Source organism: Clostridium sp. 7_2_43FAA (assembly GCF_000158375.2).
Classification (GTDB): domain Bacteria; phylum Bacillota; class Clostridia; order Clostridiales; family Clostridiaceae; genus Clostridium; species Clostridium tertium.
Genome location: NZ_JH815220.1, coordinates 73,641 through 98,422 on the forward strand (window position 1 = coordinate 73,641; position 24,782 = coordinate 98,422).

Annotated in this window: 29 protein-coding genes; 4 read left to right on the forward strand and 25 right to left on the reverse strand. The window is 27.2% G+C overall.

Features of this window, described 5'->3' with window-relative positions; all coding sequences use genetic code 11:
• Positions 1–190: 190 nt before the first annotated feature.
• From CSBG_RS00370 to CSBG_RS00475, 24 genes are all read right to left on the reverse strand, one after another.
• The gene (locus CSBG_RS00370) at positions 191–703 is read right to left on the reverse strand and encodes a HEPN domain-containing protein (protein ID WP_008676065.1); all 513 of its coding nucleotides are present in this window, start codon (positions 701–703) and stop codon (positions 191–193) included.
• 162 nt (positions 704–865) lie between these two features.
• Positions 866–2,563 carry a recombinase family protein gene (locus CSBG_RS00375; RefSeq protein ID WP_008676067.1) on the reverse strand — a complete coding sequence of 566 codons (1,698 nt, stop codon included), beginning with the start codon at positions 2,561–2,563 and terminating at the stop codon, positions 866–868.
• A gap of 151 nt (positions 2,564–2,714) precedes the next feature.
• The gene (locus CSBG_RS00380) at positions 2,715–3,143 is read right to left on the reverse strand and encodes a hypothetical protein (protein WP_008676069.1); all 429 of its coding nucleotides are present in this window, start codon (positions 3,141–3,143) and stop codon (positions 2,715–2,717) included.
• Between the two features lie 226 nt (positions 3,144–3,369).
• Positions 3,370–3,744, reverse strand: coding sequence for a hypothetical protein (locus CSBG_RS00385; RefSeq protein ID WP_008676070.1), 375 nt, complete (start codon positions 3,742–3,744; stop codon positions 3,370–3,372).
• A gap of 14 nt (positions 3,745–3,758) precedes the next feature.
• Positions 3,759–4,169, reverse strand: a complete 411-nt coding sequence (locus tag CSBG_RS00390; RefSeq protein WP_008676072.1) for a hypothetical protein — start codon at positions 4,167–4,169, stop codon at positions 3,759–3,761.
• A 94-nt stretch (positions 4,170–4,263) separates the two neighbouring features.
• Positions 4,264–4,422, reverse strand: coding sequence for a hypothetical protein (locus CSBG_RS18165; protein ID WP_008676074.1), 159 nt, complete (start codon positions 4,420–4,422; stop codon positions 4,264–4,266).
• Positions 4,423–4,438: 16 nt separating this feature from the next.
• Complete coding sequence (locus CSBG_RS00395) at positions 4,439–4,981, reverse strand: hypothetical protein (RefSeq protein ID WP_035284771.1); 543 nt, start codon at positions 4,979–4,981, stop codon at positions 4,439–4,441.
• 252 nt (positions 4,982–5,233) lie between these two features.
• Positions 5,234–5,833, reverse strand: a complete 600-nt coding sequence (locus CSBG_RS00400; protein WP_008676077.1) for a hypothetical protein — start codon at positions 5,831–5,833, stop codon at positions 5,234–5,236.
• Positions 5,834–5,965: 132 nt separating this feature from the next.
• Entirely contained in the window at positions 5,966–6,745 is a 780-nt protein-coding gene (locus CSBG_RS00405; RefSeq protein WP_008676079.1) for a hypothetical protein, read from the reverse strand.
• A 17-nt stretch (positions 6,746–6,762) separates the two neighbouring features.
• Positions 6,763–7,053, reverse strand: a complete 291-nt coding sequence (locus tag CSBG_RS00410; RefSeq protein WP_008676080.1) for a hypothetical protein — start codon at positions 7,051–7,053, stop codon at positions 6,763–6,765.
• A gap of 92 nt (positions 7,054–7,145) precedes the next feature.
• Positions 7,146–7,412, reverse strand: coding sequence for a Mor transcription activator family protein (locus CSBG_RS00415; RefSeq protein ID WP_008676082.1), 267 nt, complete (start codon positions 7,410–7,412; stop codon positions 7,146–7,148).
• A gap of 1,790 nt (positions 7,413–9,202) precedes the next feature.
• Positions 9,203–9,682, reverse strand: coding sequence for a DUF960 family protein (locus CSBG_RS00420; protein WP_008676084.1), 480 nt, complete (start codon positions 9,680–9,682; stop codon positions 9,203–9,205).
• Between the two features lie 82 nt (positions 9,683–9,764).
• Complete coding sequence (locus CSBG_RS00425) at positions 9,765–10,391, reverse strand: hypothetical protein (RefSeq protein WP_008676086.1); 627 nt, start codon at positions 10,389–10,391, stop codon at positions 9,765–9,767.
• A 75-nt stretch (positions 10,392–10,466) separates the two neighbouring features.
• Positions 10,467–10,772, reverse strand: coding sequence for a hypothetical protein (locus tag CSBG_RS00430; protein WP_008676088.1), 306 nt, complete (start codon positions 10,770–10,772; stop codon positions 10,467–10,469).
• A 20-nt stretch (positions 10,773–10,792) separates the two neighbouring features.
• The gene (locus CSBG_RS00435; protein ID WP_008676090.1) at positions 10,793–11,131 is read right to left on the reverse strand and encodes a hypothetical protein; all 339 of its coding nucleotides are present in this window, start codon (positions 11,129–11,131) and stop codon (positions 10,793–10,795) included.
• A gap of 94 nt (positions 11,132–11,225) precedes the next feature.
• Positions 11,226–12,989 (reverse strand): restriction endonuclease FokI C-terminal domain-containing protein, encoded by a 1,764-nt coding sequence (locus CSBG_RS00440; protein WP_008676092.1) that lies wholly within the window; start codon positions 12,987–12,989, stop codon positions 11,226–11,228.
• Positions 12,990–13,086: 97 nt separating this feature from the next.
• Positions 13,087–15,048, reverse strand: coding sequence for a Dam family site-specific DNA-(adenine-N6)-methyltransferase (locus tag CSBG_RS17625; protein WP_008676094.1), 1,962 nt, complete (start codon positions 15,046–15,048; stop codon positions 13,087–13,089).
• Between the two features lie 173 nt (positions 15,049–15,221).
• Positions 15,222–15,701: a 23S rRNA (pseudouridine(1915)-N(3))-methyltransferase RlmH gene (rlmH, locus tag CSBG_RS00450; protein ID WP_008676096.1), complete on the reverse strand. Its 480-nt coding sequence runs from the start codon at positions 15,699–15,701 to the stop codon at positions 15,222–15,224.
• A 31-nt stretch (positions 15,702–15,732) separates the two neighbouring features.
• Positions 15,733–16,389, reverse strand: a complete 657-nt coding sequence (locus CSBG_RS00455; RefSeq protein WP_008676098.1) for an Hsp20/alpha crystallin family protein — start codon at positions 16,387–16,389, stop codon at positions 15,733–15,735.
• Between the two features lie 216 nt (positions 16,390–16,605).
• Positions 16,606–17,247: a lactate utilization protein gene (locus CSBG_RS00460; RefSeq protein ID WP_008676100.1), complete on the reverse strand. Its 642-nt coding sequence runs from the start codon at positions 17,245–17,247 to the stop codon at positions 16,606–16,608.
• 146 nt (positions 17,248–17,393) lie between these two features.
• Positions 17,394–17,891 (reverse strand): SEC-C metal-binding domain-containing protein, encoded by a 498-nt coding sequence (locus CSBG_RS00465; RefSeq protein WP_008676102.1) that lies wholly within the window; start codon positions 17,889–17,891, stop codon positions 17,394–17,396.
• A gap of 46 nt (positions 17,892–17,937) precedes the next feature.
• Positions 17,938–18,099, reverse strand: a complete 162-nt coding sequence (locus CSBG_RS17870; protein WP_008676103.1) for a CxxH/CxxC protein — start codon at positions 18,097–18,099, stop codon at positions 17,938–17,940.
• A gap of 24 nt (positions 18,100–18,123) precedes the next feature.
• Positions 18,124–18,915 carry an MBL fold metallo-hydrolase gene (locus CSBG_RS00470; RefSeq protein ID WP_008676104.1) on the reverse strand — a complete coding sequence of 264 codons (792 nt, stop codon included), beginning with the start codon at positions 18,913–18,915 and terminating at the stop codon, positions 18,124–18,126.
• A 22-nt stretch (positions 18,916–18,937) separates the two neighbouring features.
• The gene (locus tag CSBG_RS00475) at positions 18,938–20,197 is read right to left on the reverse strand and encodes a UDP-N-acetylglucosamine 1-carboxyvinyltransferase (RefSeq protein WP_008676105.1); all 1,260 of its coding nucleotides are present in this window, start codon (positions 20,195–20,197) and stop codon (positions 18,938–18,940) included.
• 330 nt (positions 20,198–20,527) lie between these two features.
• Between CSBG_RS00475 and CSBG_RS00480 the strand changes: the two genes are divergently transcribed.
• The 4 genes from CSBG_RS00480 to CSBG_RS00495 all read left to right on the forward strand — a co-directional run bounded on the left by CSBG_RS00480 (position 20,528) and on the right by CSBG_RS00495 (position 23,486).
• Positions 20,528–21,070 (forward strand): hypothetical protein, encoded by a 543-nt coding sequence (locus tag CSBG_RS00480; protein ID WP_008676106.1) that lies wholly within the window; start codon positions 20,528–20,530, stop codon positions 21,068–21,070.
• 159 nt (positions 21,071–21,229) lie between these two features.
• Positions 21,230–21,679, forward strand: coding sequence for a dUTP diphosphatase (locus CSBG_RS00485; RefSeq protein ID WP_008676107.1), 450 nt, complete (start codon positions 21,230–21,232; stop codon positions 21,677–21,679).
• Positions 21,680–21,768: 89 nt separating this feature from the next.
• Positions 21,769–22,200 (forward strand): DMT family transporter, encoded by a 432-nt coding sequence (locus CSBG_RS00490; RefSeq protein WP_008676108.1) that lies wholly within the window; start codon positions 21,769–21,771, stop codon positions 22,198–22,200.
• A gap of 92 nt (positions 22,201–22,292) precedes the next feature.
• Complete coding sequence (locus tag CSBG_RS00495) at positions 22,293–23,486, forward strand: S8 family serine peptidase (RefSeq protein WP_008676109.1); 1,194 nt, start codon at positions 22,293–22,295, stop codon at positions 23,484–23,486.
• 47 nt (positions 23,487–23,533) lie between these two features.
• Here CSBG_RS00495 and CSBG_RS00500 read toward each other — a convergent pair whose 3' ends face one another.
• Positions 23,534–24,622, reverse strand: a complete 1,089-nt coding sequence (locus CSBG_RS00500; protein WP_008676110.1) for a peptidoglycan DD-metalloendopeptidase family protein — start codon at positions 24,620–24,622, stop codon at positions 23,534–23,536.
• Positions 24,623–24,782 lie beyond the last annotated feature (160 nt).

Below are 24,782 nucleotides of genomic sequence, written 5' to 3' on the forward strand. Positions count from 1 at the left end.
TACCATAATTATAACATTTTAACTTATATTGCAATATCTAAATTCAATGTATTTATTCCAACATTTCTTAACCCAAAAGAAGAAGTAGTACCCTTCATAGATACTCCTTCTTCATTGCTTAAATAATTTATTAAGTTTTATTTAAATTAAAATTCTTTATACTAATATTTTTAACATAAAAAATATATATTTAAATTCTACCTAAATCTTGTAACATTTTTTTAAGTGCTTCAAACATCATATACATCTCTTTACAATCTATTAGTGACATTTTTAAAATTTTATAGCTTTTATTATATTCACTGTAAAAAGGATATCTAACTGCATTATACAATCTTGAAAGCTTTACTCCATGCAATATTTGATTTTTAATTTGATTACTGATTTGCTCTCTTAGTAAATTATCATTACCAGCTATAATTTCTATAAGAAAATCTATTGAACTATCTATTGAATGTCCTGTTTCTCTTATTTTATTTGCAAAATATTTATTTGATATATCAACTTTTTTACAAATAAAAAACTTCACATACTTTTCCATAGATTGTATACAAAAATAAACAGATTGATTATAATATCCTTTTTCATATAAAATTTTTGATGTCTTCTCATCTTCTTTAGAAATATTAAAGAAAATATTTGCCATATCTATACCATTGTTAATATATGTAGTTCTTCCTAAATTCATGTTTTCTTTTCTCATTGAGGTTCTCCCTGTAAAATTATATATTTATATCATTAAATTTATATACAACTAATTCTACTATAATATTCAATTTTCTTACTATTATATATAAATTAACTCTATATACTATATATTATAATTTCATCTAATAACAACCTCAATATTACATTCTGGTGATATCTATATAGCAATATCTAAATTCAATGTCTTTATCCCAACATTTCTTAACATAAATGAAGAAGGAGTACCCTTTATAGATACTCCTTCTTCATTACTTAAATAATTTATTAAGTTATCATCTAATTTAATCTTAATTGAATCAATCTCCCTTAATTCATTAATAGTTATTTCTGAAATTATCATATGTAATAACTTCTTCTGTTGCTCTCTTGTTGAACTTTCAGTTAATACCTTACTAAAGTTTTCTAAGATACTTTTAACAAGTTCATATGGCACTTCCTCATTTACATCATCTGAAAGTGTTACTAATAATGGAGCTTTCTCTTCTTCTAAAGTCTTAAATCTCTTCATTAGTTCTTCTTTTCTTAACTTAAACTCTTCCTTAGTTATTATCTCATCCTCATAAGCTTCAAATAACTTAGCCCTTTTTTTATCTAGCTTCTCTAATTCATTATCTATTTTTGATAAGTCTTTCTTTGCAGGATTTACCTTTCTAATTCTTTCCTTATTAACATTATCAACTATTGTTTTCACCATTTTATCATTAGATAATAACTCTGATAACTTACTAAATACATACTCATTAGCCTTATCAACTCTTATTGAATTACTGCTACATATTGCTATACCTTTATTCTTCCAATTTCCACAAGCATAGTAAGCTATTCTTCTTTTACTTCCATCTTTTAATGTGTTTGTTGTTCTCATTATTACCATTCCAGCTCCACATTTAGGACATCTTAGTATTCCTGTTAGTGGATATTCTCCGTCATATATTCTTGAAGGCTTACCCTTCTTGCTTTCTAAAATTGCTTGTACCTTATCCCATAGCTTTTCATCAATAATAGCTTTATGTATTCCATCAGTTATTATTGGATTCGCATTGATGTTTCTTCTCCTTTTTTCTGACCAATTCTGTCTTACATTATATCTTATTTTACCTATATAAACTGGATTAGTTAGTATATCTCTTATTGAACCTACTGAAAAGTTATTACCTTTCTTAGTCTTATAACCTAGCTTATTTAATTGATTAGTAATAGCTTTATATCCTTTACCACTAGCATATTCATTGAATATAAATCTAACTGACTCTGCTTCTCTTTCATTAATAGTGAGTACTGTTTTAGTTCTTTTAGCTCCCTGTTGCTTTTCAAGTGGAACTAGGTCATATCCTAATACTTGACCACCGCACCATTCCCCCGCTTTACTTTTGGCAATCATTCCCATTTTTACATTCTGAGCTATTGTGCCTCTCTCAAATTCTCCAACTAAAGCCATCATCTGAAACTGCATTTTACCAGCTGGAGTACTATTATCAAACTCCTCTGAATATGACTTAAAAGCTATATTGTTCATTTCTAACGTTTCAGCTATTTCTAATACATGAGTTAATTTACGACTAATACGATTTATCTTCCACACAAGTACCATGTCAAACTTTTTTTCTTCTGCATCCTTTAATAACTCCTTTAAGGCTGGTCTATTATTTATAGCTTTTCCACTAATTCCTCTATCTGAATAACACTTGGTTACTATGTAATCCATCTTACTACACCATTCAGTTAATAGCCTTTCTTGTTCAACAATACTGTAACCTTCTTCCGCTTGTTCAACAGTAGAAACTCTACAATATATTGCTATACGCTTTTTTCTTTTTTCCATTATTATATTATGTGCTAAATTTTTAAAATCCATCTTTATACGCCTCCAATTTACTTTTATCTTATCTAATTTATAATATATACTTAACATCTATTTTTATAACGGAAAATATTGTTGCTATTATCATTTCAGCACTTCAATATTTTCCATTTGTTGTTAACTATATAATTTATATGTACTAAATTTAAGCAACTATCTCTATTTCTCCAGTATTATTGAAGTTTTCTACTGTAAATCTAGGATTAACTATTACTATTGAATCATCAAATATGGTTGGTACATCGTCACCTAAACAGCCAATATCAAATGTCCACTCACCAAAGCCTATGCTTTCCACATACTCTAAGAACTCTTCAATTAATCTAATATAATTATTTTCATCAAAAATCATTTGAATATTCATAGCCCACCACTCTATAGTAAAACCCCTTTCAGTTTTAAATATAGCTCTTGGTACTATAGATAAGGCTTTAAGTTTTTTAATTAATTTTGTTATACTTTCAGTAGGTATTTCTATTGATAATCTAACTAGAGTTTGCTCCCCATTATACCTATGCTTTCCCTCTCCTCTCTTAATCATTTCTTTAACTATTTTCATTTCTCTTTCCTTCATGTTAATTACTCCTTTTCATTTTTTATTTTATTAACTTGATACCAATCATAATTTGATTAGTATCAAGTATTATGTACTATTAATTAATTTAGAATTTCTTTATCACCCTCACATTTCTGGATATAATCTAATATTACTTGTGATAAAGCATTAATTATCTCTTCAATTTTCCTTTGGTTGTCCACTTTCATACCTCCCTAAATAAAACTTTTATAAAATATAAATGCTAAAAAAACTGCATCATATACTCCTCACAAAAGTAATATCCTGAAAAATCATTATCCTCATTCTTGCTAACTACTATACTTACATTTTTATAGGTTCTTTTAGTAAAAACTTTAATCCCCCTAATACATAAGTTGGTTCTAATTTTCTTTAATTCTTTTTCAAATATATGCTCTTTTTTATAGCTTTCCAGAAAATTGTACTCGTCACCTACCCTTTCCCTAAACTTAGATAATAAATATATAAAATCTCTTAACGAGCCTTCCCATTTATGACTTGTATCAGTAAATTTAATTATGTACTTCAATAATTGATTACCTTCATTTCTTTTTACATCTCTTACTTGTTCAACATAAGTATCAAAATAATTACTCATTAGTTAACCTCCACTTAATTGATTTTATTTAAAACTAAACTGATAGTATAATCATCTAATCCCACACTCTCATATGCTCTATACTCCTCCTGTTCTTTTATCAACCTTTCCCATTCTGAAATATCATATATACCTTCTACCTTAAGTCTCGTTCCATCTTCATATTCATAGTCATAATCAAGTTCAAATACAACTTCTTCATTCATTAATTCTTCATACTTTGAAACTAAATTCATATTCTCTAATATTACTGAAACACTCTGTTCTTTTAGTAGTCTTCCTTCTATTTCTACCGTCATATTACTTTTAATAAGAACTCTATCATTGTAAATTACATCCTTACTAATGCATTTATAATTAATAACTATTCCTTTATAATATCCTGGTTCTAAATTATTACACTTACTACAATTTTTTATAAACATATTATTTATCTCTCCTTACAACATTTATTTTATGTAGTCGATATCATTCTCATTTTGAATGATATCAACCTTATGTACTAAACTTTATATTCAATTACTCCAAAAAAAAGTTTTCACTCTTTGAATGATATTCTTTCATCCAATCATTAAACCACTTACTATTCATTATTTTTTCTTGTTCTTCTAAACTTACTTCACATTCATAAGCTCCCTCTAATAATGTAAAATCATCTCTCTCATTTAATCTTTTCATATATAATTAATACCTCCTACTTTACTTTTATTATTGCTATAGTAAGTCCATTATGTTGTATATATTCAACATCTGAAAATGTTATAGATGTCCTATTACTAAAATCTAATCCATACTTATCAGTTATCTCTGATACTAGCTCAGAAGAATATATCACCGCCTTTCCATTATCAGTTTTAATATTTAAAGGATTATTATTATTCGGTAATTCTTCCCCTATTGCAAAGCTATCTCTTGAAAGTGATATTGATATATATTTAGGATTATTCATCCTACTCACTGCTTCTCTTGAAATACTAATTTTTTTTACAGATTTAGAATTTACTATTCCAACTACTCCTCCCTTACTTGTACTTCTCGGTATAGTTTTACTTTTAGCTGGCTCAAATCCATCTAAAACATTGTTGTTTAAATGCTCTCGTACTTTAATCTCTGGCTCAGCATCTACTGATTTCACTAAATCATTTTTTTCTTGAAACATATTCAACTCTTCTGTTGTCTTTTTTTTAACTTCAATATCTTTGCTTGTTGGTGGCTTTCTTCTTCTTATTACTGCCATTTTTATCATTCCCCTTTCATTGTTTTTCTTAATTTTAGTGCTCATTCATGGCTCAATCTCAATATACTATAATTACTTATTATTTTCTTATGACTCACTATCAGCTATTTCCGAATAAAAAGGAGGAAGTCCAAGACTTCCTCCCGTGATTTTTAAAATATTATTTTCAATTTAAATTATCTTCATTTTCCTAAGCATTACGCTATATTTTCTCCATATTGCTATCACTATTTAGTAATATAGTTTTTAATATTATATTTCTTCCATATATTTATTGTACTTTGTAGGATTAACCATATTATTAATCTTCTTTTTAACATCTACTATTGATTTAAATTCTCTCTTTTTAAATTCCATAGCTTCCTTAAAAAATATATCATTATCTATTTTATTATCCTTTATAATATCATTAAGTATCTTTTTATCTATTATCTCAAATACTATAGTATCTATTTTCTTAGTTATTAATCTAATATCCTCATCAAAAGTAGTTAAAATAGTAATATTAGCATTTTCTCCATAATATTCGTTAAATTCTTTTATTGTATTATTAATAAATTCCATTTTTTCTAAAATAGTTGATTTTCTATTATTTTTATTATTAGTAATACTAGTATACTTATTATTCCGTCTATCTTTCCCATATGAAATGCTATTATAAACTATATCTTCCTCTGTATATAGAATTCTATAGTGTATATATTCCGCTCCTATAATCATACCTAAATTTACATTTAATATTCTCTTTTTACTTCTTTCATATTTTTTAACCTCAGCTGATGATATTGTTCCCAAGTGAAAATATTTTAAAATTAATTCAAAACTCTTACTTTTGTTACTTATTTCTTTCATCTGTATTATTTCCCTCTCTTATTCCTATAATTATTTCTATTTTAATCAATTTTCAATTAATTTTCACTAAACTTTAATAAAAAAATAAGAGCCTTAATTTACTTCAACAAGTAAATTAAGGCTCTATTATTTCTAATATGCTGGTTCAGTTGGCTTAGCACTTCCTGGGTTAAACATATAAGTATTTCCATTATCTACATAGTCAAATGGAATAGCTGTTTTATTATATTCATTAAACATTTCATCCATTGTTAATGACTTATTTAAATGAGGAACATAGTATCTCTTTACTGATGATTGTTGTTTTTTCTTTTCTTCCTCTGCCTTTTTAGCTTCTTCTTGCTTCTTTTTTTCTTCTGCAATTCTTTGAACTTCTATTTCATTTATCGCTTCATCGGATTTCTTTACTAATTCCTCAGCTTTTACTTTTTGCTCATCTGTTACATATTGTGAACCTATTATCTTATCGTTTATATGATTTTTACATTCAACATATTGTTTATTATTGAACATATTTTCTGCTTCATTTAACAATGCTGTTATATTATCAACTTCTTTCAAGTAATTATCTATCTGACTTTTTAAGTTATCTATATCTTCTTTTATTGCATAGTTTATATAATCACTATTTATTCCATTAGTCATCTCTTTAGCTTCTGTTATTTTATTCTCATCAACTAGTTTTTTAGCTTTCTGATAGCCATCAACTATTGAATATATTTTATTAGCTTCTTCATTGTCTTTATCTTCATCAAGAGCTAGTTGTAATGATGCTAATGCTTTATCATACTCTTTACTTTCTATTGAAGTCTTAGCTTGTTCAATTGATTTCTTTACAACACTATTTCCACATCCAACAAGTATTAATCCTATCATTAATACTCCTACTATTAACAATATCTTCCTTTTCATCTCTTCTCCTCCAATAATTACTTCTTCCTAGTCAATACGATTGCATCTCCATCTATTTCAACATTATATTTCTTAAAATCATCTTTACTTAGAACTTTTCCTGCTAATCCAGCTATCAATAGTGGAAATACAAATATTCCTCCTATTATTGATATATTAGAAAGATTATTTATTGTTTTCTTAACATTACTATTAGCTTCTTTCTTTACTTCCTCTACTATTTCTCCAGTAACTACTATCACATCATACTTTTCATCAATTGCATCTTTCATTGACTTTCTTGTATTTACATATATCTCCTTTTTCATATTTCTCTCCTTTTATATGATAAATTTTCCTATAATTATATTATCATATAATTATATATATTTTTGTAGATTTTTGTAATATAGTATGCTTTTTATGACTTATTTTTTATATTTTCTCTATTGATTATTGCTTGTAACCATCTTTCTGAATAATCAAGCTCTTTAGCTAACTGCCTTACATTGCTTCCATCATACTTCTCCTTTAAATACCTAATCACATATTCTTTTGAATACAATCTTTTAGGAAAATTAAACTGTTGTCCTTTGAAATTACTATGTATTTCTCTTGTAACCTCCTCTCCTATGCTTTCAAAAATTATTGAATATACCCCATTAAAATCCTCTTTTGTAATATTCATATCAATCTCACCTCCCTAAAAAATAATAACCACTTTAAAATGATTATTCATGCGAATAACTCATTGAATAATTCTGTTAAAACTTCATGCTATGTATAGACTCCTTTCTTAATACTATTTAATATATAAAAAGAGTTAATGCTTCTTCCATTAGAAACATTAACTCTCTTATCGGATTTATAATATATATTTGAACATATAAGTAAAAACACTTGATTTAGCCTTTATTCGTAGCTTTTATTTTGATTGCTATTATTTATTCACTCTTTATTAACTCTCTGTTTTCTGATGTGTTATCGTTGCTTTTTTATATATTTATATTGGTTGGTAGATTATATTTTCTTATCTCTATCACCTTGATTATTATTTCATTCATTGATTAGATTTTCTTTATTCTACTATCATTAATTGATATAGTTAGTATTTCTTTATCAGTTACTATCATTACTACATCTGATTAGTTATCTTAGTATTATTACTCTAATTATCTTACTCAATTAACTTATTGAATTATCAATCTTCGATTATTATATTTCTTGATACTATTATAGTTTTTACTTGATTAATTATATTAGTAAATCTTATTATTCTAATTACTTCTATTACTTATTGCTACAATTCTTAATTGATTATACTTTTTTCACTCTATTATCATTACTTGATACTGTTATTATATTTTCTTAATCAATTACTTTTATTATATTATCTGATTAATTATATTATTTTCTTATTCTGATTAGATTTACTTCTTATCAATCTATACTTCTTTATTAATTTATTCTTATTATCTTTTCTTCTATTCTATCTTTATTTTTAATTGAAATAGATTTTTAGTAATCTATTTCAATTCTTATTTTTCTTTAGGTTCTTATCCCCCCTACCCCCCGTCGCTTTTTCCAAGCTCCGTGTTCTCAGTTCCTCTATCCTAGTTCCAAGTTTCATTATTTATATGTTTTACACTCTCAATTCTTTTATTTTTGAGTGGAATTGATTCACCCGATATATATTATGTGTTCCCGATTCCCCTTGATTTCAAGTGGAATTATTGAGCATAGGATTTTCTGTACCTTCAAGCTCATACACCTTTTCTTCCCTTATTATCCTAGCTTCTCAACCTAATACATTTCATTTTCAGTGAAAAAATTCATCAATGACATATTGTATTGTTGAATTGCTCCATCGATTTCAAGTGGAATTAGGAACGGTAGGATTTCCTATGCTTTCAGATTTCGGTATTCCTTCATGCCTTGTTATCTTAGATTGCAAAGTTATCAATCTACTCTCTACTATGAATTTCGGTACCTTTTCATCAGTTCATCTGAAAACCGTCGATTTAGCCTCTATTCACAGCTTTTCAATTTTGGTGCTACTCTTATTCACATTTTTTGAAATCTCTGTTTTCTTATGTACTATCGTAGCTTTTTGAGGTATTCCTCCAACTGAATGACTAGGATTGTCTATTACATTTCTAATCTTTCAAGTAAAAGTATCTATTATTATTTTCTTATGTTTATAACTTCTTATTTCTCTTTTCTTTATTACTCACTTCTTAATTTCTTAACTTATAAGTATTATTACTTATTAACTACTAAAAAAATATATTCTTAACTTCTTATAATAATATCGTTATAATCAAGTTATTATTTCTTAATTATAACGATACTATCTTTCTTAACTTATTACTTCTTTATTTACTACTTCTTATTTATTGCTTCTACAGAAGTTGCTACAACTGTTAATATTGTTCCAACTACTTTGATTACTGCTATAACATCCATTAATTTCTCCTCCTATCTTTTATAAGTATATATATATGAATAGCTATCTAGCACAGGTATTAACTTCACTACATATTTACCTTCTTCAAGCTCTATATATACTAAAGTTTCTTTATCATAGCCTGTACCATTACATAGCTCTACAACTTTACTGAAGTCTTTTATCAATGTAAACTGAATGTAATTTAGTTCTTCTTGTAGTTTCTTTAGGTCTATTTCTTTTCTATCATTCAATTCTATTATTAGATTTTTAGAATTCCATTGATTAGCAAGTACTCTGTCATAGAAGTCAAAACGCATTACTCCTAGAAGCTCTTTACTATCATAATCAAAGGTCTTTTCTTTTCTTATCCTGAAAATCTGTAAGTAATCCAGTTCAACATTTCCTTCATCCTTTAGCTTATCAATCATGCTCCACATTATAAGTTGTAATCTTACATCTACTTCCTCATTTACACCTCTAGTTACATATCTATTGTCTTTCTTGAACATCTTTAATTCTCTCCTTATTATTAGTTTTCATCTTTATCTAAAAAGTAAAAAGGTTATACCTTATTAACTAAGATATAACCTCTTAACAATCTATTTCAGAATATAAATATTTATTATATTCATCTTCATATATGGTTTCTGGAACAAGTCCTAATAATTCTTCAATATTATTTTCTCTAATTAAATCATCTATTACCTCTTCCTTACTTGTTTGCTCTATCCAATATTCAACTAATGAATCTTTATCTATTAATGAATCAACATAAATCGCATCATCAAGCATATCATCTAATAGCTCTCTTGAAATCTCTTTTAGATTAGCTGAACTTTTATAAATTATGCTATAATCATCAATCATTACATAACCTTGTTCAGCTAACTCATTACACCAATTGATAACATGACCTATTGATAATTCTTCTAATCCATTACTTTTTAGGTTTTGGTACATAGAAATTATCCTATCATCAACTTCATTTTCTCCAACTTCTTTTGCTAACTTTACTGACATACTCCAATCATTTAGAAATTCCTCCTTTAACTCTTCATTGCTTATACTTTTTATTAATTTTTCTACACTTCTTACCTCTTCTGTTTTTATACTCTTATATTTATCTAATACCTTCTTAATTTCTCTTATTATATATTGTTGAATTAATGAAGAAACTTCTTCATTAACTGCAATAAACACATTATCTTTATTAAACATTTATACTCCCTCTTTCTATACTTTTATTTAAATGTAAAAAAGTCTTAATCACTATCTTTATAGCAATTAAGACTTTTAGATTTTATTTATTTCTTGTTTTAATATTTCAATGAAGCCTTCTGAAAATACTTTCTCTCTTATTGCCTCTTTTATTAACTCTATTAGTTCTAGTTCTGTTACATCAAGACTTCTTGGAATGTATGTTTCATCACCTCTTCTAGTTGCCTTGTAGACACAGAACCTTACTTCATCTCTCTTTAGCTCCTTGATGTAGATTTTCTCTATTGAGTATGTGTACTCTCCTTCTCCAACTTTTCCTTGGTTTATTATCTTACAGTACTTAGTTTCCTTGATTATCTTTTCTTCACTCTTCTTACTCATGTTTATTCAACCTCCTTATCTTATTCTAGTAGGAACTTAGAAAGTTCTTCTGTTGTTACTACTACAATTGCATAATCGCTTGAAAGCAAAAATAGTGAAGAAGTCCAATTAACTCCTTCACTGCATTCAATTATATCAGTATATTCTGGTATCAACCCTTGTAATTTATCTTGTTTCAGTATTTCGATATCTACGATATTTTCTGCTATAACTATATATCCACCTAAGTCAGATTCTATATCCCTATCAATTCCATATGCTTTGTTTAGTATGGATATTGTTCCTCTAATATTTTCAATAACCTCTATGGGATACTCATTTAATTTTTTAAATTCTTCTTTTAGATAAACCTTTTTCAACTTATTATCCCCTCCTCATAATAGTAAAAGGCTCTTACATGTTTTTACATATAAGAACCCTTATCACCTTTATAATATATATTTATATTATTAATTAATACTTCAATATAAATTCCGAGTTATTAAACATAGCTCTCTCTAATTCTTCAATAGTCATTTCTCCAGACCTTATTTTTTCAGCTCCTAGTAATAAATTTACTACATTAACAGCTGAACCGTTAACCCCAGTAGTCATGCTCAATCTTCTTAATTGTTCTTCAAATTTGCCCTTAAAGGAACCTGATATGAATACAAAATAATACTTTTTGACTTCTTCTGAAAAGTTTTCCCACCACTTATTAGGGTTTACTTCCTCATCTCTATTAGAGTTTTCTCTAACATATCTCTCCATTTCATCAGCTTGACTTATAGGTAAGCTATACCCTTCTGAATAAGCTTTAGTATCTACTATTATTCCAAAATTATCTTCTAAAGTTGTTGAATAAACTATACCATCAGGTTTTCTACTTCCACCTAGATGCCTTCCTTTAAATCCATACTCATTAACTAACAACTCTAAAACTTTCATTTCAAATAACCTATTTTGCTTACTATCAAATGCTAAATCTATTAATGATAAATACTCATGTGAAATATGACTTATTTGCCCTCTTAATTCATCTTTTAATAAGCTAATATTACTCTTTATTCCCTCTGTATCTCCTGTTTTAGGTATAATAAAATCATTAATTGAATCATATATTTTATACCCAGTTGTTTCACTCTTAATATTTATACCTGTATTAATTAATCCATTAATATCGTCTTTAATAGTATTAATAGATTCATTAATACTCGCTAATTTCAACTTTCCTTTTATATCCTCTAAAGTTAATACCTTATTAGATTCAATTAATATTTTTAAAATATATGCTCTTCGAGTTCTTATATAATTTTTATCTATTCCTTTTGTTGCAAGCATTTCCCAAAAAACATTTTTTGAAACCCTCGCAACTTTATTTATTCCTAATAATCTTCTAACAGCTTTTAATCCCCTATCCGTAATCATATAAGCATGTCCTATTGTTTCGCTATATAATTCACCACCAAAATCTACAGTAACCAATTTAGGTCTTTGTACCAATAATCCTAATTTTACTAACCAACCAGAAATCATTCTTGCATATTTATCAGAAGACCCATCCCAGTCTGTTTTAATTTTATTTTTTTCCTTCGGCTCATCTGTAGTAGCTAATGTCATAATTAATACATTCAATGGCAAACTAGTAAAACCAGCTTCCCCTACAAATCCTAATTTCTTACCTATTTCATATTTTGTTAAATGTTCTCCATTGGAAAGCAATGTCAAAACCCTTGCTACTGGTGGATATGATAACATTGCTTCTTCTAAAATTGTACTTTCCTCATTGCTATCATCTTCACTCTGTACATACTTTCTTCCTACATCGGTTATCTCAAATGTATCTGTATCATAATTATATTTAATAAAGCCTAAAGCATGTGCCCATCTTACAAAGTTATCAGATGACCAATCATCTATGAACTCTTTTCTTTGTCCTTTTACTGTGGCTTGTACTATTCCATTACATCTTGCAGAACTTCGTGGAGTAAAAGATGTCCCTACTAAATTACAATACTTTATCTTTAAAGGATTAGCATTTAAAGCATTTAATAGTTCTTTTTGCCCATCTCTTTCGTCTACTAACTTTTTTATTTTCTTATCTTTTAATTCATTATATGTCTTTGATGTATTATCAAATATTGCTACAACTTTTTTTAAGCTTTCAAAATTACTTGGATTCTGAACCCATCCAAAAGTTCTAATAGTTTTATTATTTACGTCAATTATGTTAATCATATATACTCCTCCATAAATCCATATATATTAATTTTATCATATATATGAAAAAAAAGAAGAATATACATTCCAGTATATTCTTACATCTATTACAGTATTAATAATTAGTTATTAATACTTCTTCACTCTTCCCCTTTTTCGTATTGTAACTTGAATTTGAATAATCATGATTTAAGTACTTTACATTATATTTTTTACTCCATTCTTTTAATATCTCATTACTTTTGCCTTTATGTTCAAAAACATTAGATAATGCAAATTTTATTCCTCTTTGGTTTACTCTATCTAAATAATCTAGTAACATTTTTTCTTCTGTTTCCGTCCAATTTTTAAATCCTCTATTTCCATCATTATATGAACCTGTTGTAATTAAATATGGTGGGTCACAATATATAAAACTATTTCCATTAAGATTTTCAAATGATACATCAATAAAATCCTTACATGTAAATATTATATCCTTACTATGCATACTTTCTAGAAACTTAACTAAATTACCTTTTAATACAGATGAGAATTGACTTCTATTTCTTCCAAATGGATTATTATATTCAAAATTTCTATTAAATCTAAATTGATAATTAAAAGAATAGCATACTAATGTATATAAATCTAATGGATGCTTAGTGTTATTATAGTATTCTCTAAACGCTTTAAACCCCTCTTCATTTTCTTTTGATAATTTGAATTCATCTATTCTTCCCTCGATATGTTTTATTATTTTTTCCTCTGTATTATTATTAAATTCATTAAATAAATCAATAATAAAGTTATTATAATCATTGCATATTACTTTATTAGCTTCTACATTTATACCAACATTAAATCCTCCAGCAAATAAGTCAATAAATGTTTCTATTTTGTCTGGAAACATAGGGATAATCTGCTCTAACAATTTATACTTACCCCCAATGTAATTTAATGGACTTTTTATATATTTCTTTTTTTCTTTGCCTTTATACTTACTTATATTACATTCATGTTTTTTATTATTTTTGTTATTAACACTTGGTCTACTCTTTTGTTTTTTCTCAATATAAAATATTAATTCATATAATTCTATAGTTTTTTGTTCATGCTTACTTTTATATTTTCTGTACGGTATTTTATACAATTTGAATGTACTATCTATACCATATTTTTTAAGTATTTTCTCTATTTCATCTACTGTCATTAATCCGTCGGTACTATAACTAACAACTATATGTTTAAAGTTTGCCTCCTTAATTAACATTTCAAATGATTCTTTCACATATCTTTTATTACAATACTTCGATTTTTGCTTATCATAATTTCTTAACCCTGTTACTCCATATATTTCTGGATAATCATTCCTTGCTATAGTTTCTAACACATGATAGTTCGGTACATATTGCCTTGAATTATATGGTGGGTCTAAATACAAAATATCACCCTCAATTTCTTTTATTAATTCATTAGCATCTTTATTGAAACACTTATTCTTTTTATTATTATCTGTTATGTCTAACCTCTTTAGTTCAATAGTATTTAGTGCTCGTTTATCCCACTTTTTTAAATATGCCCCATAAGTTCCTGATATATTAGATACATATGGAATTCCTTCAATTAAACATGCTAATAAATATGAATACTCTTGTTCATCTATAAGATTATCTCTCTTCCATTCATCAAGTTTAATTCTTATAAAATCTATTCTATTTGCATTTTCTTGTGTTACATACATTCTATTACACTTCTCATTTGGAGCATAGTTATTACTTGTAAAATATAATTTATCACTAAAATTAATATAACTAATATCAAATGTCTCTAAATAATTAATAGGGTCATTTATTCCTATCAACTTCAACTTACTAAATTCAGGAACTTTATTATTTTCTATCGTTGCTTTTTGTAATATATATGAAAAATACATCAAATCGTTAGAATACACTTGATAATATTCTTTAAAATATCTAGCTACAGTCCCTGTTCCTGAAAATATATCGCAAAAAATATTAGACTCATCATTAACATTATCATCTATTACTTCCTTTATTTTATCTAACAATAAGACTTTACTTCCTATATATCGCATTTTTTCTCTCCTTTTTTTACATCCCTAGACATCCATAATAATATTACTATAGTTATCTAAAAAATTCAACCTATTTAATTAATTATTATTTTAAATTGAAAAAAGGTTATACTTAAACTTCTTATTAAGTATAACCTTGAAAAACAATTATCCAATTTCAGTAAAAACCTCACTTATTTATGATACGGTTCATTCTTCATTATCCTAAATGCTCTATAAACTTGCTCTAATAACATAACTCTAAATAATTGATGAGGAAAAGTCATCTTAGAGAAGCAAAGCTTATAATTTGCTCTTTTTATAACTCTTTGTGATAGTCCTAAGCTTCCTCCTATTATAAAAGCAATATTAGAGTTGCCCATAACTCCACAATTTTCTATGTAGTTTGCAAATTGCTCTGAAGTTAAATTTTCTCCTTTTAAATCCATTGCAATTACAAACATATTATCTTTTATTTTAGATAATATAAGTTCTCCTTCTTTATCTTTTATTTGTAACTCTTCTTTTTCAGATGCATTATCTGGAGTTTTTTCATCTTGAAGTTCTATTATATCTAATTTACAGTATCTACTTAGTCTTTTTGAGTATTCATCAATAGCTTGCTTTAGGTATTTTTCTTTTAATTTACCTACTGAAATTATCGTTATATTCATTCCATTTTCTCCTCATATGCTATATATTTTATTATTTCAAATCTATATAGGTATCTATCTCTCTAATATCATCTGCATCAGAAAAACTTTCTACGTCTATTATTGTCGTATCCTTATCTACAGCTGGTCTTTTCTTTAAATAAACTCTTAGAACATCTGCATTATAAACAGCTTGAATTTTATTAGCTTCAATATTGGGTACATAAAAGCTCTTTTCTAGATTAGATCCTTCTTGAAAAACTGCAATCATTGAATTTTCATTATTAAAAACTTGATTTCTCTTAACTTTAATTCTTATATGATCCTCTTCATAATCTATATCTATATCTTTCTTATCAAATCCAACTAACTTACCTTCTATTAGGTATCTATCACCATAGTCAATAAAATCTAAATCTAATTCATCATCTATGCTTTCTAAAACAGAATTTACAACGTCATTATTTAAAACTGTGTCAACTATATTATTTATTAAATTTTCATTTGTTATTAGAGTTGTAAAAACTTGATTGAATACACTACTAAATGTTCCTCCAAAAATTCCAACCATATCACTTCCACTATTAAAGCTACTATATTGATAACTATTATTGAAGCCATTATTCATATTATTATTTCTATTATTCACAGCTCCATTGAACATGCCACCCATCATATTGTTAATTAAAAAAGGGAACATCTCAAACATATATATCTCCTGCCTTATAAATTCTTATATAATATAATTATTTAATACAAGAATTTTTGACACAAAAATTAAGAAATGACGGCATTTAAATTTACTTTTTTCAACATACACCTTCACTTCTTAATTTTTCAACTTATTTAATCAATATTTTATAAGCTGTTTAAATAAATATCTTTATTTTTAAATCTCATTGTAAATTCCTAATTTTTAATTATTCTAATATCCTATATTTTCATTAATAAATATCACATGCATTCTATCTTTTTTACCTTGGCTTGCTATAACAGTAAACTCTCTACATATTTTTTCATTACTTTTACAATCCATGCAATATCCTACCTTAGCACATGGTGTCTTCTTATTTAATCTCTTTGCATTAGCTGGTGCACATATTTCTCTGTTTCTTTTAATAGCTTCATCAATATCCTTAACTATCTTATTTACTCCAACTAAAAGAATAACCTTATCAGGTCCATATAACATTGCTGCAACCCTATTTCCATTACCATCAACATTATATAATTTACCATCTTCAGTTACTGCATTACTACTTGCAAAGTATGCATCTGCTAGAAAGCTTTCTTTAAAGATTCTAGTAATCTCCTCTGAAGTTAATCCCTCTTTATATCTATCTAAGAATTCATATCTTCCACTTCTTAAATGATCAATAACTCCATATTCAAAAAGAGACATAGATCCACCACAAGACACTACTGATCCTTCTTTAACAATTTCATTTATTTTTTCTATTAATTCTTCCTTTGTATTTACTAAATATCCGTTCATATTATTATTATTTAATGCTTCTATGGTTCTATTTATCTTTTGCTCATTAACCCATTTCAAATTACTATCCATATATTCCCCCAATATTTATAATATATATTATTCATAATAGATTAAGTGTTTTTTATAACTAATATAAACTTATTAAATAGATATCCAAATATACTTATTTGTAGCAAAAAAAGACCTATTTAAATATAGGCCTCTTTTATTTTTAATTATTTTCCACAGCACTTTTTATATTTCTTTCCACTTCCACATGTACAAGGATCGTTTCTTCCTATCTTATTTTCATTTCTTACTATTATAGATTCTCTATATTTCTTTTGAATTTCTTTTCTCTTTTCAGGTGAGAAGATTCCTTCCCATTGTGGTAAAGTGTATAGATATTCTGCTTTAGCATCTAACATATTGTAATATAATTTCTCTAAATCTACATCTAATGCTATTTCATCAGTAGCTGTTAAAGCTTCTAAATCAAGATCATTCTTTAAACTATCGTTTATTCCGTCAACGAATCCCATAATAAATTCTGGAGTTGTATTATGCTTATTAGCTAAATCATTAATTGTAAAAGTATAATTTTCCTTATGCTTTGATAATATATCTCTGTATATAGCCTTTTCAATTTCCATATACTCATTCCAAAAGGCTTGCTCTCCCTTTGTTTTAACATATTCAACTACCATATCTGTCCATTGTTTATATAAACTCATATGTTCCTTCTCCTTTTTAATGGTTTTATATTAAATTTATTATTTTTTACTCATTCACTTTAATTATGTACTCTGCATTTTCACTACAATAACTACATTTCATATCTTTAGCCTTTTCCATAATAGGAAAGGTTTCTTCATAGTTGATTAAATCATCCATTGCATCATCAATATGAACTTTACATGCATATATTTCCTTACTATTCATAATAACTCATCCTCTTCCTTATAACTAAACTTCTATTATGTTACTTGGACTATGCCTATTAGCCATAGTTAAGTCAATATCCTCTTTAGGTACTATACCATGCTCCTTCAATACAGAACTAACTGTTTCTAAAGCTAAATCTGGATGATTATTAGTTCCACTTAAGTGCCCTAGTATTATTTTTTTATTTGGCTTATATCTAATTAAGTCTACTATTGCTTTGCCACAATCTTCATTAGATAAATGCCCAACTTCACTTAGTATTCTTCTTTTTAAAGTATAAGGATATGGCCCAAACTTTAGCATATTTACATCATGGTTACTTTCTAATAACATAACTTCTGAATCTCTTATATTATCTCGTATTTCTTCTGTATATATTCCAAAGTCTGTTATAACACTAACTTTTTTGCCATTATGATGCATAGTATATCCAACTGGAGCAACAGCATCATGAGGTATATTAAATGATATTATATCTAAATCCTTTATAGATAGTGTTGATCTTCTATCCATTATTCTCATATTATGCTCTTTTATTTTACCTATACTTCCCTCCATAGCCATCCATGTATCTGAATTGCTATATATAGGAATGTCATATTTACGGGATAATACACCTATTCCTTTTATGTGATCTGAGTGTTCATGAGTAACAAATATCCCATCTATATCACTTGGATTTTCTCCAATACTTTTTAACGCATCATCTATTTTTTTCCCTGGTAAACCCGCATCTATTAATATCTTTGCATGTTCTGAAGCAACAAATATACTATTGCCACTGCTCCCACTATATAATGAGCAAAACTTCATTTTACCATCCCCCATGCAGATATTATTCCTCTACTCTCATTATATCTGCACCTAATGCAGTAAACTTATTTTCAATATGCGGATATCCTCTATCTATATGTTCTATTTCTAATATTTCAGTTACGCCCTCTGCAACTAATCCTGCTATTACCATGGCTGCTCCAGCTCTTAAATCAGTAGCTATAACCTTAGCTCCCACTAGATTTTTACATCCTTCTATTATTGCTGTTCTTTCTTCTACTTTTATAGTTGCACCCATTTTCTTTAATTCATCTATATGCTTATGTCTACTTTCCCAAATGCTTTCAGATATTAAACTTTTACCAGGCACTATGCTTAATAGAGCTGACATTGGCTGCTGAACATCTGTTGGAAATCCTGGATATGGAGCAGTCTTTACATTAACTCCTTTTAGGTCTCCTTCAACGTATACTCTAACGCTATCATCGCCTTCTTCAACTATAGCTCCCATTTCTATAAGCTTTGCTGCAATTGATTCTAAGTGCTTTGGTATAACATTCTTTATAGTTACATCACCCTTAGTTGCTGCTGCTGCTATCATAAATGTACCAGCTTCAATTTGATCTGGTATAACGCTATAATTACATCCTGATAATTTTTCGACACCTTTTACTCTAATTACATCCGTTCCAGCACCCTTTATATCTGCTCCCATAGAGTTTAAGAAATTTGCAACATCTACTACATGTGGTTCCTTTGCAACATTTTCAAGCACAGTTGTTCCTTCTGCTAAAGTCGCTGCTATCATAACGTTTATAGTTGCTCCAACTGTAACAACATCAAAAAATATGTTTGCTCCATGAAGGTTCTCAGCCTCAACAATTACTGCACCATGCTCTATAGTAACCTTTGCTCCTAATGCCTCAAATCCTTTTATATGTTGGTCTATTGGTCTAACTCCTATAGGGCATCCCCCAGGAAGTTCTACTCTAGCCTTCTTAAACCTTGATAGTAATGCTCCAATAAAGTAATATGATGCTCTCATTCTTCTTACATCATCAGTGCATGCTTCTACACTTCTAACATCAGTAGCATCTATTTCTAAAGTGTTATTATCTAACTTATTTACTGAGCAACCAAGACTAGTTAATATTCTTTCCAAACAATGTACATCTTCTATATCAGGTACATTATCAATTATGCACTTTCCTTCACTAGCCATTATAGCTGCTGGTAGTATGGCTACAGCTGAATTTTTAGCACCATTTATATCCACTGATCCTTTTAAGACTTTGCCTCCATTTATAACTAATTTTTCCATCCATTTCACCCTTATCATAATTTATATATATTAATCTTTCCTATTATTTCAATTATTATCCATTATTAAACTTATTTACTTAAATTACATTATTAATTTACATTCTTAAAAAACTTACAATACTCATTATAACATAAAAATAATTTTAGGAAATAGAGTTTTTTATTCCAATTAGCATTTTCACTAACCTTTATAATATTTCAACTTTTCTTTATATTATCTTTTTTAATTTATTTTAATATGTTATAATTTATAACAAAGTTTGTATTCATTTAAAATACATAAAATAAAATGAAAATATAGACTAATTTGATATGAGAGGCTAAAGCTATGAAATATTATTTAGTGGCATTATTTGATGAAGAATCTTATAAAAACTTAAATCCTATACAAAGAAATCTATCTAAAAAATTTAGAGCTAATAGGAATTCTCCAACTCCTTATATTCCATTAGAGATAATAGAAAATCCTAATATAGATAAATTGGATGTTGTTGTAGATAAAATAGTTAAACCTTATAAAAATTTTAAGGTTCAGCTATCTACTGAAGTTTCAGTTTCAGAAACAAACAAAACTTTAAATATGAAGATAGAAGATGTAGGGTATATAAAGAGACTTACAAGATTAATGAGTGATACATTAAAACTACATGGATTTAATACACAGAATTGTAATAGCGAACCATCAATGCATATATCTTTAGCTAATCTTAATTACCTACCAAAGGATATGAAAAAATTTGATGGTGAAGTTAACTTTAAATCTAATTGTGAAACTCTTAAAGTTGATAGAATAGAGTTATGGAAATTCTCTACTAACAAAAGAGAAACATTAATAAAGAGTTATCCTTTAAAAAAGAATCTTTATTTATAAATATTAAATATCAGAAAGTGCTTAATTATTCTAAGCACTTTTTTTATTTTCTTAATATATAAAAAATTTATTTTTTTGTATTCGTTTACCACACTTTTCATTTATAAAATATTTTTGTAAAATATATTATAGTAAATCCTTAAAAGCAGGAGGATATTTATGAATATTATATCTTTTTTTGAATCGCAAAAAGAAAAAAATAAAAAAATCATTATTGATAATAACTTAAGCGACTATAAAATCTGGGCTAGAAAACATCTAGAATTACATACAAAATTAAGCTATCTAGCTGATGAAACTAAATGTTATAAATATTGGATATCAGAAGATGAACCAATGGATAAGTCAATATTATTTGAAAGATATTTAGATTGCTTTTCTCATATAATTAATCTTGGTTTAGATAGACATTACGATCATATCGAAGAAATCCTTATTAAACCAAATGATTATTGTTTAAGCGATCAATTCTTAAATCTATTTATAGATTTAAATGATTTAATAATATCACCTTCTGAAGATCATTATATAACACTTGTTGAAGATTTTATTAGCTTAGGAATTACTTTAGGTTATTCAGAATCTAAAATTAAAGAATCATTTATTTAATATATAATTAAAAACTTTCTATAATTAATAGGGAGTTTTTTTCATATTTCTCTTCTTTAAGTGGAATACTACTCCTGAGGTGATTTAATATGCTAGCAATTATATATGCAATAATATCAGGAATATCTATGACACTGCAAGGCGTATTCAATACTAAATTAGAAGAGAAGGTTGGAACCTGGGAAACAAACGTCATAGTTCAAGCCACTGCATTAGCTTTAACATTAATTATTGTAATGTTCTTTGGAAAAGGAAGCTTTAAAGCAGTGAAGGAAGTAAATAAACTCTATTTACTCGGTGGTGTCCTTGGTGTAATAATTATTTTTACTGTTATGAGAAGTATTGGTGCAATGGGAGCAACATTAGGAATTGCTGTAATACTAGTTGCACAGTTAGCTTCTGCTGGAGTTGTAGATGCATTTGGCTTATTTGGAGCCGAAAAAATATCATTCCATCTTAAAGAGTTTATTGGAATAGCTATAATGATATTAGGAATAGTTATATTTAAATGGAGAGGTTAATACTTCTCCTTTTTTTATATAATAAATTATAACATTAACAAAATTGATACTTTTAATATACTATATATTGTAATCAATTTTAGGAGCATAGTATGTTTTCTTCTAATAAAAAGTTAGATACAAATTTAAAGAGTTGTATGTTAGCAAAGCCCTATAATAATTATAGGATACTTATTAAATATAAAAGATTTCAGGATAACCTTATAAAGAAGATTATATCTTATAAAGGGGAAGTTATTAGCAATATAAAGCATTGCAATATAATATCCGCTAGACTAAATACTAGAGGTATTCAAAGATTATTAGAATATCCTGAAGTTGAATATATTTGCTTTGATGAATATTTATTTTTATGTGGCATGAGCGTTAGTACTGCAAATAAAGTAAGACTATCTAGCAAAACTAAAAGTACTGGTCATGGTATAGGTGTTGCAATCATAGATACTGGAGTTTATCCTCATCCTGATTTAGTTACTCCATATAATAGGATATCTATGTTTGTTGACTTGATAAATGGACTAAAATATCCATATGATGATAATGGCCACGGTACTTGTACCGCTGGAATAATTGCAGGAAATGGTGAAAAATCAAATGGTATGTATCGCGGAGTCGCTCCTGGATGTAATATATATTGCTATAAAGCATTTGATAAGAGTGGTAAGGGTTATATATCTGATATACTTCACTCTATGGAAATGATTTTCGAAGAGTCTGAAAAACATAATATTAAACTGTTATGTTTGCCATTTGAGCTTCTACATTATAATGTATTTCTGCAAAAATGTTTTGATATAATGGTTTCGTTAGTAAATAGTAAAAACATAACTTGTATAGTTCCAAGTGGTAGCAATAAAAATTTAGATGGGTCGATTACAGGAATTGCTTTATGTCCTAACTGTATAACAGTTTCAGGATATGACTCTACGTCCAAGGTAAAGCCTTATACTTATTCATCTATAGGATCATTAAAGAAAGATTTAAAACCTAATTTATGTGCAGCATGTGTTGATATAGTTTCTTTAAACTCTAACACTAATTACATTTCTGAAAAAGATGGTACTAAGCTTTATCCATCAAAACTTGATAGCTCATATAAAACATTTAGTGGTACTTCCTTAGCTGCCGCTTATGTAACTGGTGTTTGTGCTTTAATTTATGAAAACAATGAAAATTTAACTCCAAAAGATGTAACTTCACTTTTAAAAGTCTCATGTGAACCACTTGATATGCCAAAGAATTGCCAAGGTGACGGAAAAATAAATATAAACTCTATATTAAAATGAAAGGTACTAATTTAAGCACCTTTCATTTTATAATTTTTTATATTAAACTATTGTACAATATAATTAGTAGGATCTACCGGTTCATTATCTACTCTAAGTTCAAAATGTAAATGAGGTCCAGTACTAAATCCAGTACTTCCAATCGCCCCTATTATATCTCCCTTTTTAACCTTATCTCCTACCTTAACATAAAAGTCACTTAAATGACCATAATATGTAACCATATTATCTTCATGCTTAACTATTATTAAATTTCCATAACCGCCATCATTGTATTGTGCATAAATAACCTCTCCATCCATTGCAACTAATGCATCATCCCCTGTATTACCTGCAATATCTATTCCCTTATGAAAAGAGTTCCATCTCTCTCCATATCCAGAGGTCATGTATCCCCCCCTAGTTGGACTACTTAAAAAAGCAACTCCATAGTCATAGGGATTTTTTGTTCCTCTATATATCTTTTTACTAACTTGTTCCTTTATTACTTCTTCACTAACAACTTTAGTTTTTATTAGTTTGTTATTTTCATAAGTGACTTCTTTAACTTGTTTCTTTAATCCAATCTCTCCATATTCAACCTTACTTTCTCCTAAGTACATTGAATCACTTGGTATTATTATTGTATTAGGCTGAATCTTTATATTTTCCTCGCTAGTATATTTCACATTTAGCTTAATCTTACTCGACGCTTCGTGTGATAATTTATATATATAATTAGCTAGCTCATCATTTGTCTGTAATAAACCTACATCAAATCTACTTTCTTGTAAGTCTATATTACCACCTATTTCAAATGATAATATTGAATCCTCATTGATATTCATTTCATCTATAACTTTCTTCAGAACTAAATCTTTTATGCTAGCTATATTATCTTCCATTGAAGTATATCCTATTACTTTATTGTCTAATTTAACTTCATACCCATCTATCTTACCTGTTAATGCAACAAATAAATTTTCAAATACGTTATCAGATAGAGAATATCTTGAACTATTTAAGTCAATATTATTTAATGCCTCATTTGTATTTGCACTAACTTTAATAGAATTAATATTTATAACTAGAATAATACTAAATACCAGTAATACAACATATCTAGTTATTATTCTCGTGTCTCCTTTGATATCCATAAAATCTCCTTTCAGATTAATAATGTTAAGCAACACATCTATTAGTTTTCCCATATTTAGAAATAATATTCTTTTTATATATTCCGTAGTTTAGTTGAGCCTACTTCAGCACTTTGCTATAATTAACTTATTATACAATTAATCTTAGAAAGGTGGATGT

Excerpts from the sequence above, each read along its gene's own strand:
- CSBG_RS00370 (WP_008676065.1), bottom strand. The coding sequence starts at position 703 with ATGAGAAAAGAAAACATGAATTTAGGAAGAACTACATATATTAACAAT.
- CSBG_RS00375 (WP_008676067.1), bottom strand. The coding sequence starts at position 2,563 with ATGGATTTTAAAAATTTAGCACATAATATAATAATGGAAAAAAGAAAA.
- CSBG_RS00380 (WP_008676069.1), bottom strand. The coding sequence starts at position 3,143 with ATGAAGGAAAGAGAAATGAAAATAGTTAAAGAAATGATTAAGAGAGGA.
- CSBG_RS00385 (WP_008676070.1), bottom strand. The coding sequence starts at position 3,744 with ATGAGTAATTATTTTGATACTTATGTTGAACAAGTAAGAGATGTAAAA.
- CSBG_RS00390 (WP_008676072.1), bottom strand. The coding sequence starts at position 4,169 with ATGTTTATAAAAAATTGTAGTAAGTGTAATAATTTAGAACCAGGATAT.
- CSBG_RS18165 (WP_008676074.1), bottom strand. The coding sequence starts at position 4,422 with ATGAAAAGATTAAATGAGAGAGATGATTTTACATTATTAGAGGGAGCT.
- CSBG_RS00395 (WP_035284771.1), bottom strand. The coding sequence starts at position 4,981 with ATGGCAGTAATAAGAAGAAGAAAGCCACCAACAAGCAAAGATATTGAA.
- CSBG_RS00400 (WP_008676077.1), bottom strand. The coding sequence starts at position 5,833 with ATGAAAGAAATAAGTAACAAAAGTAAGAGTTTTGAATTAATTTTAAAA.
- CSBG_RS00405 (WP_008676079.1), bottom strand. The coding sequence starts at position 6,745 with ATGAAAAGGAAGATATTGTTAATAGTAGGAGTATTAATGATAGGATTA.
- CSBG_RS00410 (WP_008676080.1), bottom strand. The coding sequence starts at position 7,053 with ATGAAAAAGGAGATATATGTAAATACAAGAAAGTCAATGAAAGATGCA.
- CSBG_RS00415 (WP_008676082.1), bottom strand. The coding sequence starts at position 7,412 with ATGAATATTACAAAAGAGGATTTTAATGGGGTATATTCAATAATTTTT.
- CSBG_RS00420 (WP_008676084.1), bottom strand. The coding sequence starts at position 9,682 with ATGTTCAAGAAAGACAATAGATATGTAACTAGAGGTGTAAATGAGGAA.
- CSBG_RS00425 (WP_008676086.1), bottom strand. The coding sequence starts at position 10,391 with ATGTTTAATAAAGATAATGTGTTTATTGCAGTTAATGAAGAAGTTTCT.
- CSBG_RS00430 (WP_008676088.1), bottom strand. The coding sequence starts at position 10,772 with ATGAGTAAGAAGAGTGAAGAAAAGATAATCAAGGAAACTAAGTACTGT.
- CSBG_RS00440 (WP_008676092.1), bottom strand. The coding sequence starts at position 12,989 with ATGATTAACATAATTGACGTAAATAATAAAACTATTAGAACTTTTGGA.
- CSBG_RS17625 (WP_008676094.1), bottom strand. The coding sequence starts at position 15,048 with ATGCGATATATAGGAAGTAAAGTCTTATTGTTAGATAAAATAAAGGAA.
- rlmH (WP_008676096.1), bottom strand. The coding sequence starts at position 15,701 with ATGAATATAACGATAATTTCAGTAGGTAAATTAAAAGAAAAATACCTA.
- CSBG_RS00455 (WP_008676098.1), bottom strand. The coding sequence starts at position 16,389 with ATGTTTGAGATGTTCCCTTTTTTAATTAACAATATGATGGGTGGCATG.
- CSBG_RS00460 (WP_008676100.1), bottom strand. The coding sequence starts at position 17,247 with ATGGATAGTAATTTGAAATGGGTTAATGAGCAAAAGATAAATAGAACC.
- CSBG_RS00465 (WP_008676102.1), bottom strand. The coding sequence starts at position 17,891 with ATGAGTTTATATAAACAATGGACAGATATGGTAGTTGAATATGTTAAA.
- CSBG_RS17870 (WP_008676103.1), bottom strand. The coding sequence starts at position 18,099 with ATGAATAGTAAGGAAATATATGCATGTAAAGTTCATATTGATGATGCA.
- CSBG_RS00470 (WP_008676104.1), bottom strand. The coding sequence starts at position 18,915 with ATGAAGTTTTGCTCATTATATAGTGGGAGCAGTGGCAATAGTATATTT.
- CSBG_RS00475 (WP_008676105.1), bottom strand. The coding sequence starts at position 20,197 with ATGGAAAAATTAGTTATAAATGGAGGCAAAGTCTTAAAAGGATCAGTG.
- CSBG_RS00480 (WP_008676106.1), top strand. The coding sequence starts at position 20,528 with ATGAAATATTATTTAGTGGCATTATTTGATGAAGAATCTTATAAAAAC.
- CSBG_RS00485 (WP_008676107.1), top strand. The coding sequence starts at position 21,230 with ATGAATATTATATCTTTTTTTGAATCGCAAAAAGAAAAAAATAAAAAA.
- CSBG_RS00490 (WP_008676108.1), top strand. The coding sequence starts at position 21,769 with ATGCTAGCAATTATATATGCAATAATATCAGGAATATCTATGACACTG.
- CSBG_RS00495 (WP_008676109.1), top strand. The coding sequence starts at position 22,293 with ATGTTTTCTTCTAATAAAAAGTTAGATACAAATTTAAAGAGTTGTATG.
- CSBG_RS00500 (WP_008676110.1), bottom strand. The coding sequence starts at position 24,622 with ATGGATATCAAAGGAGACACGAGAATAATAACTAGATATGTTGTATTA.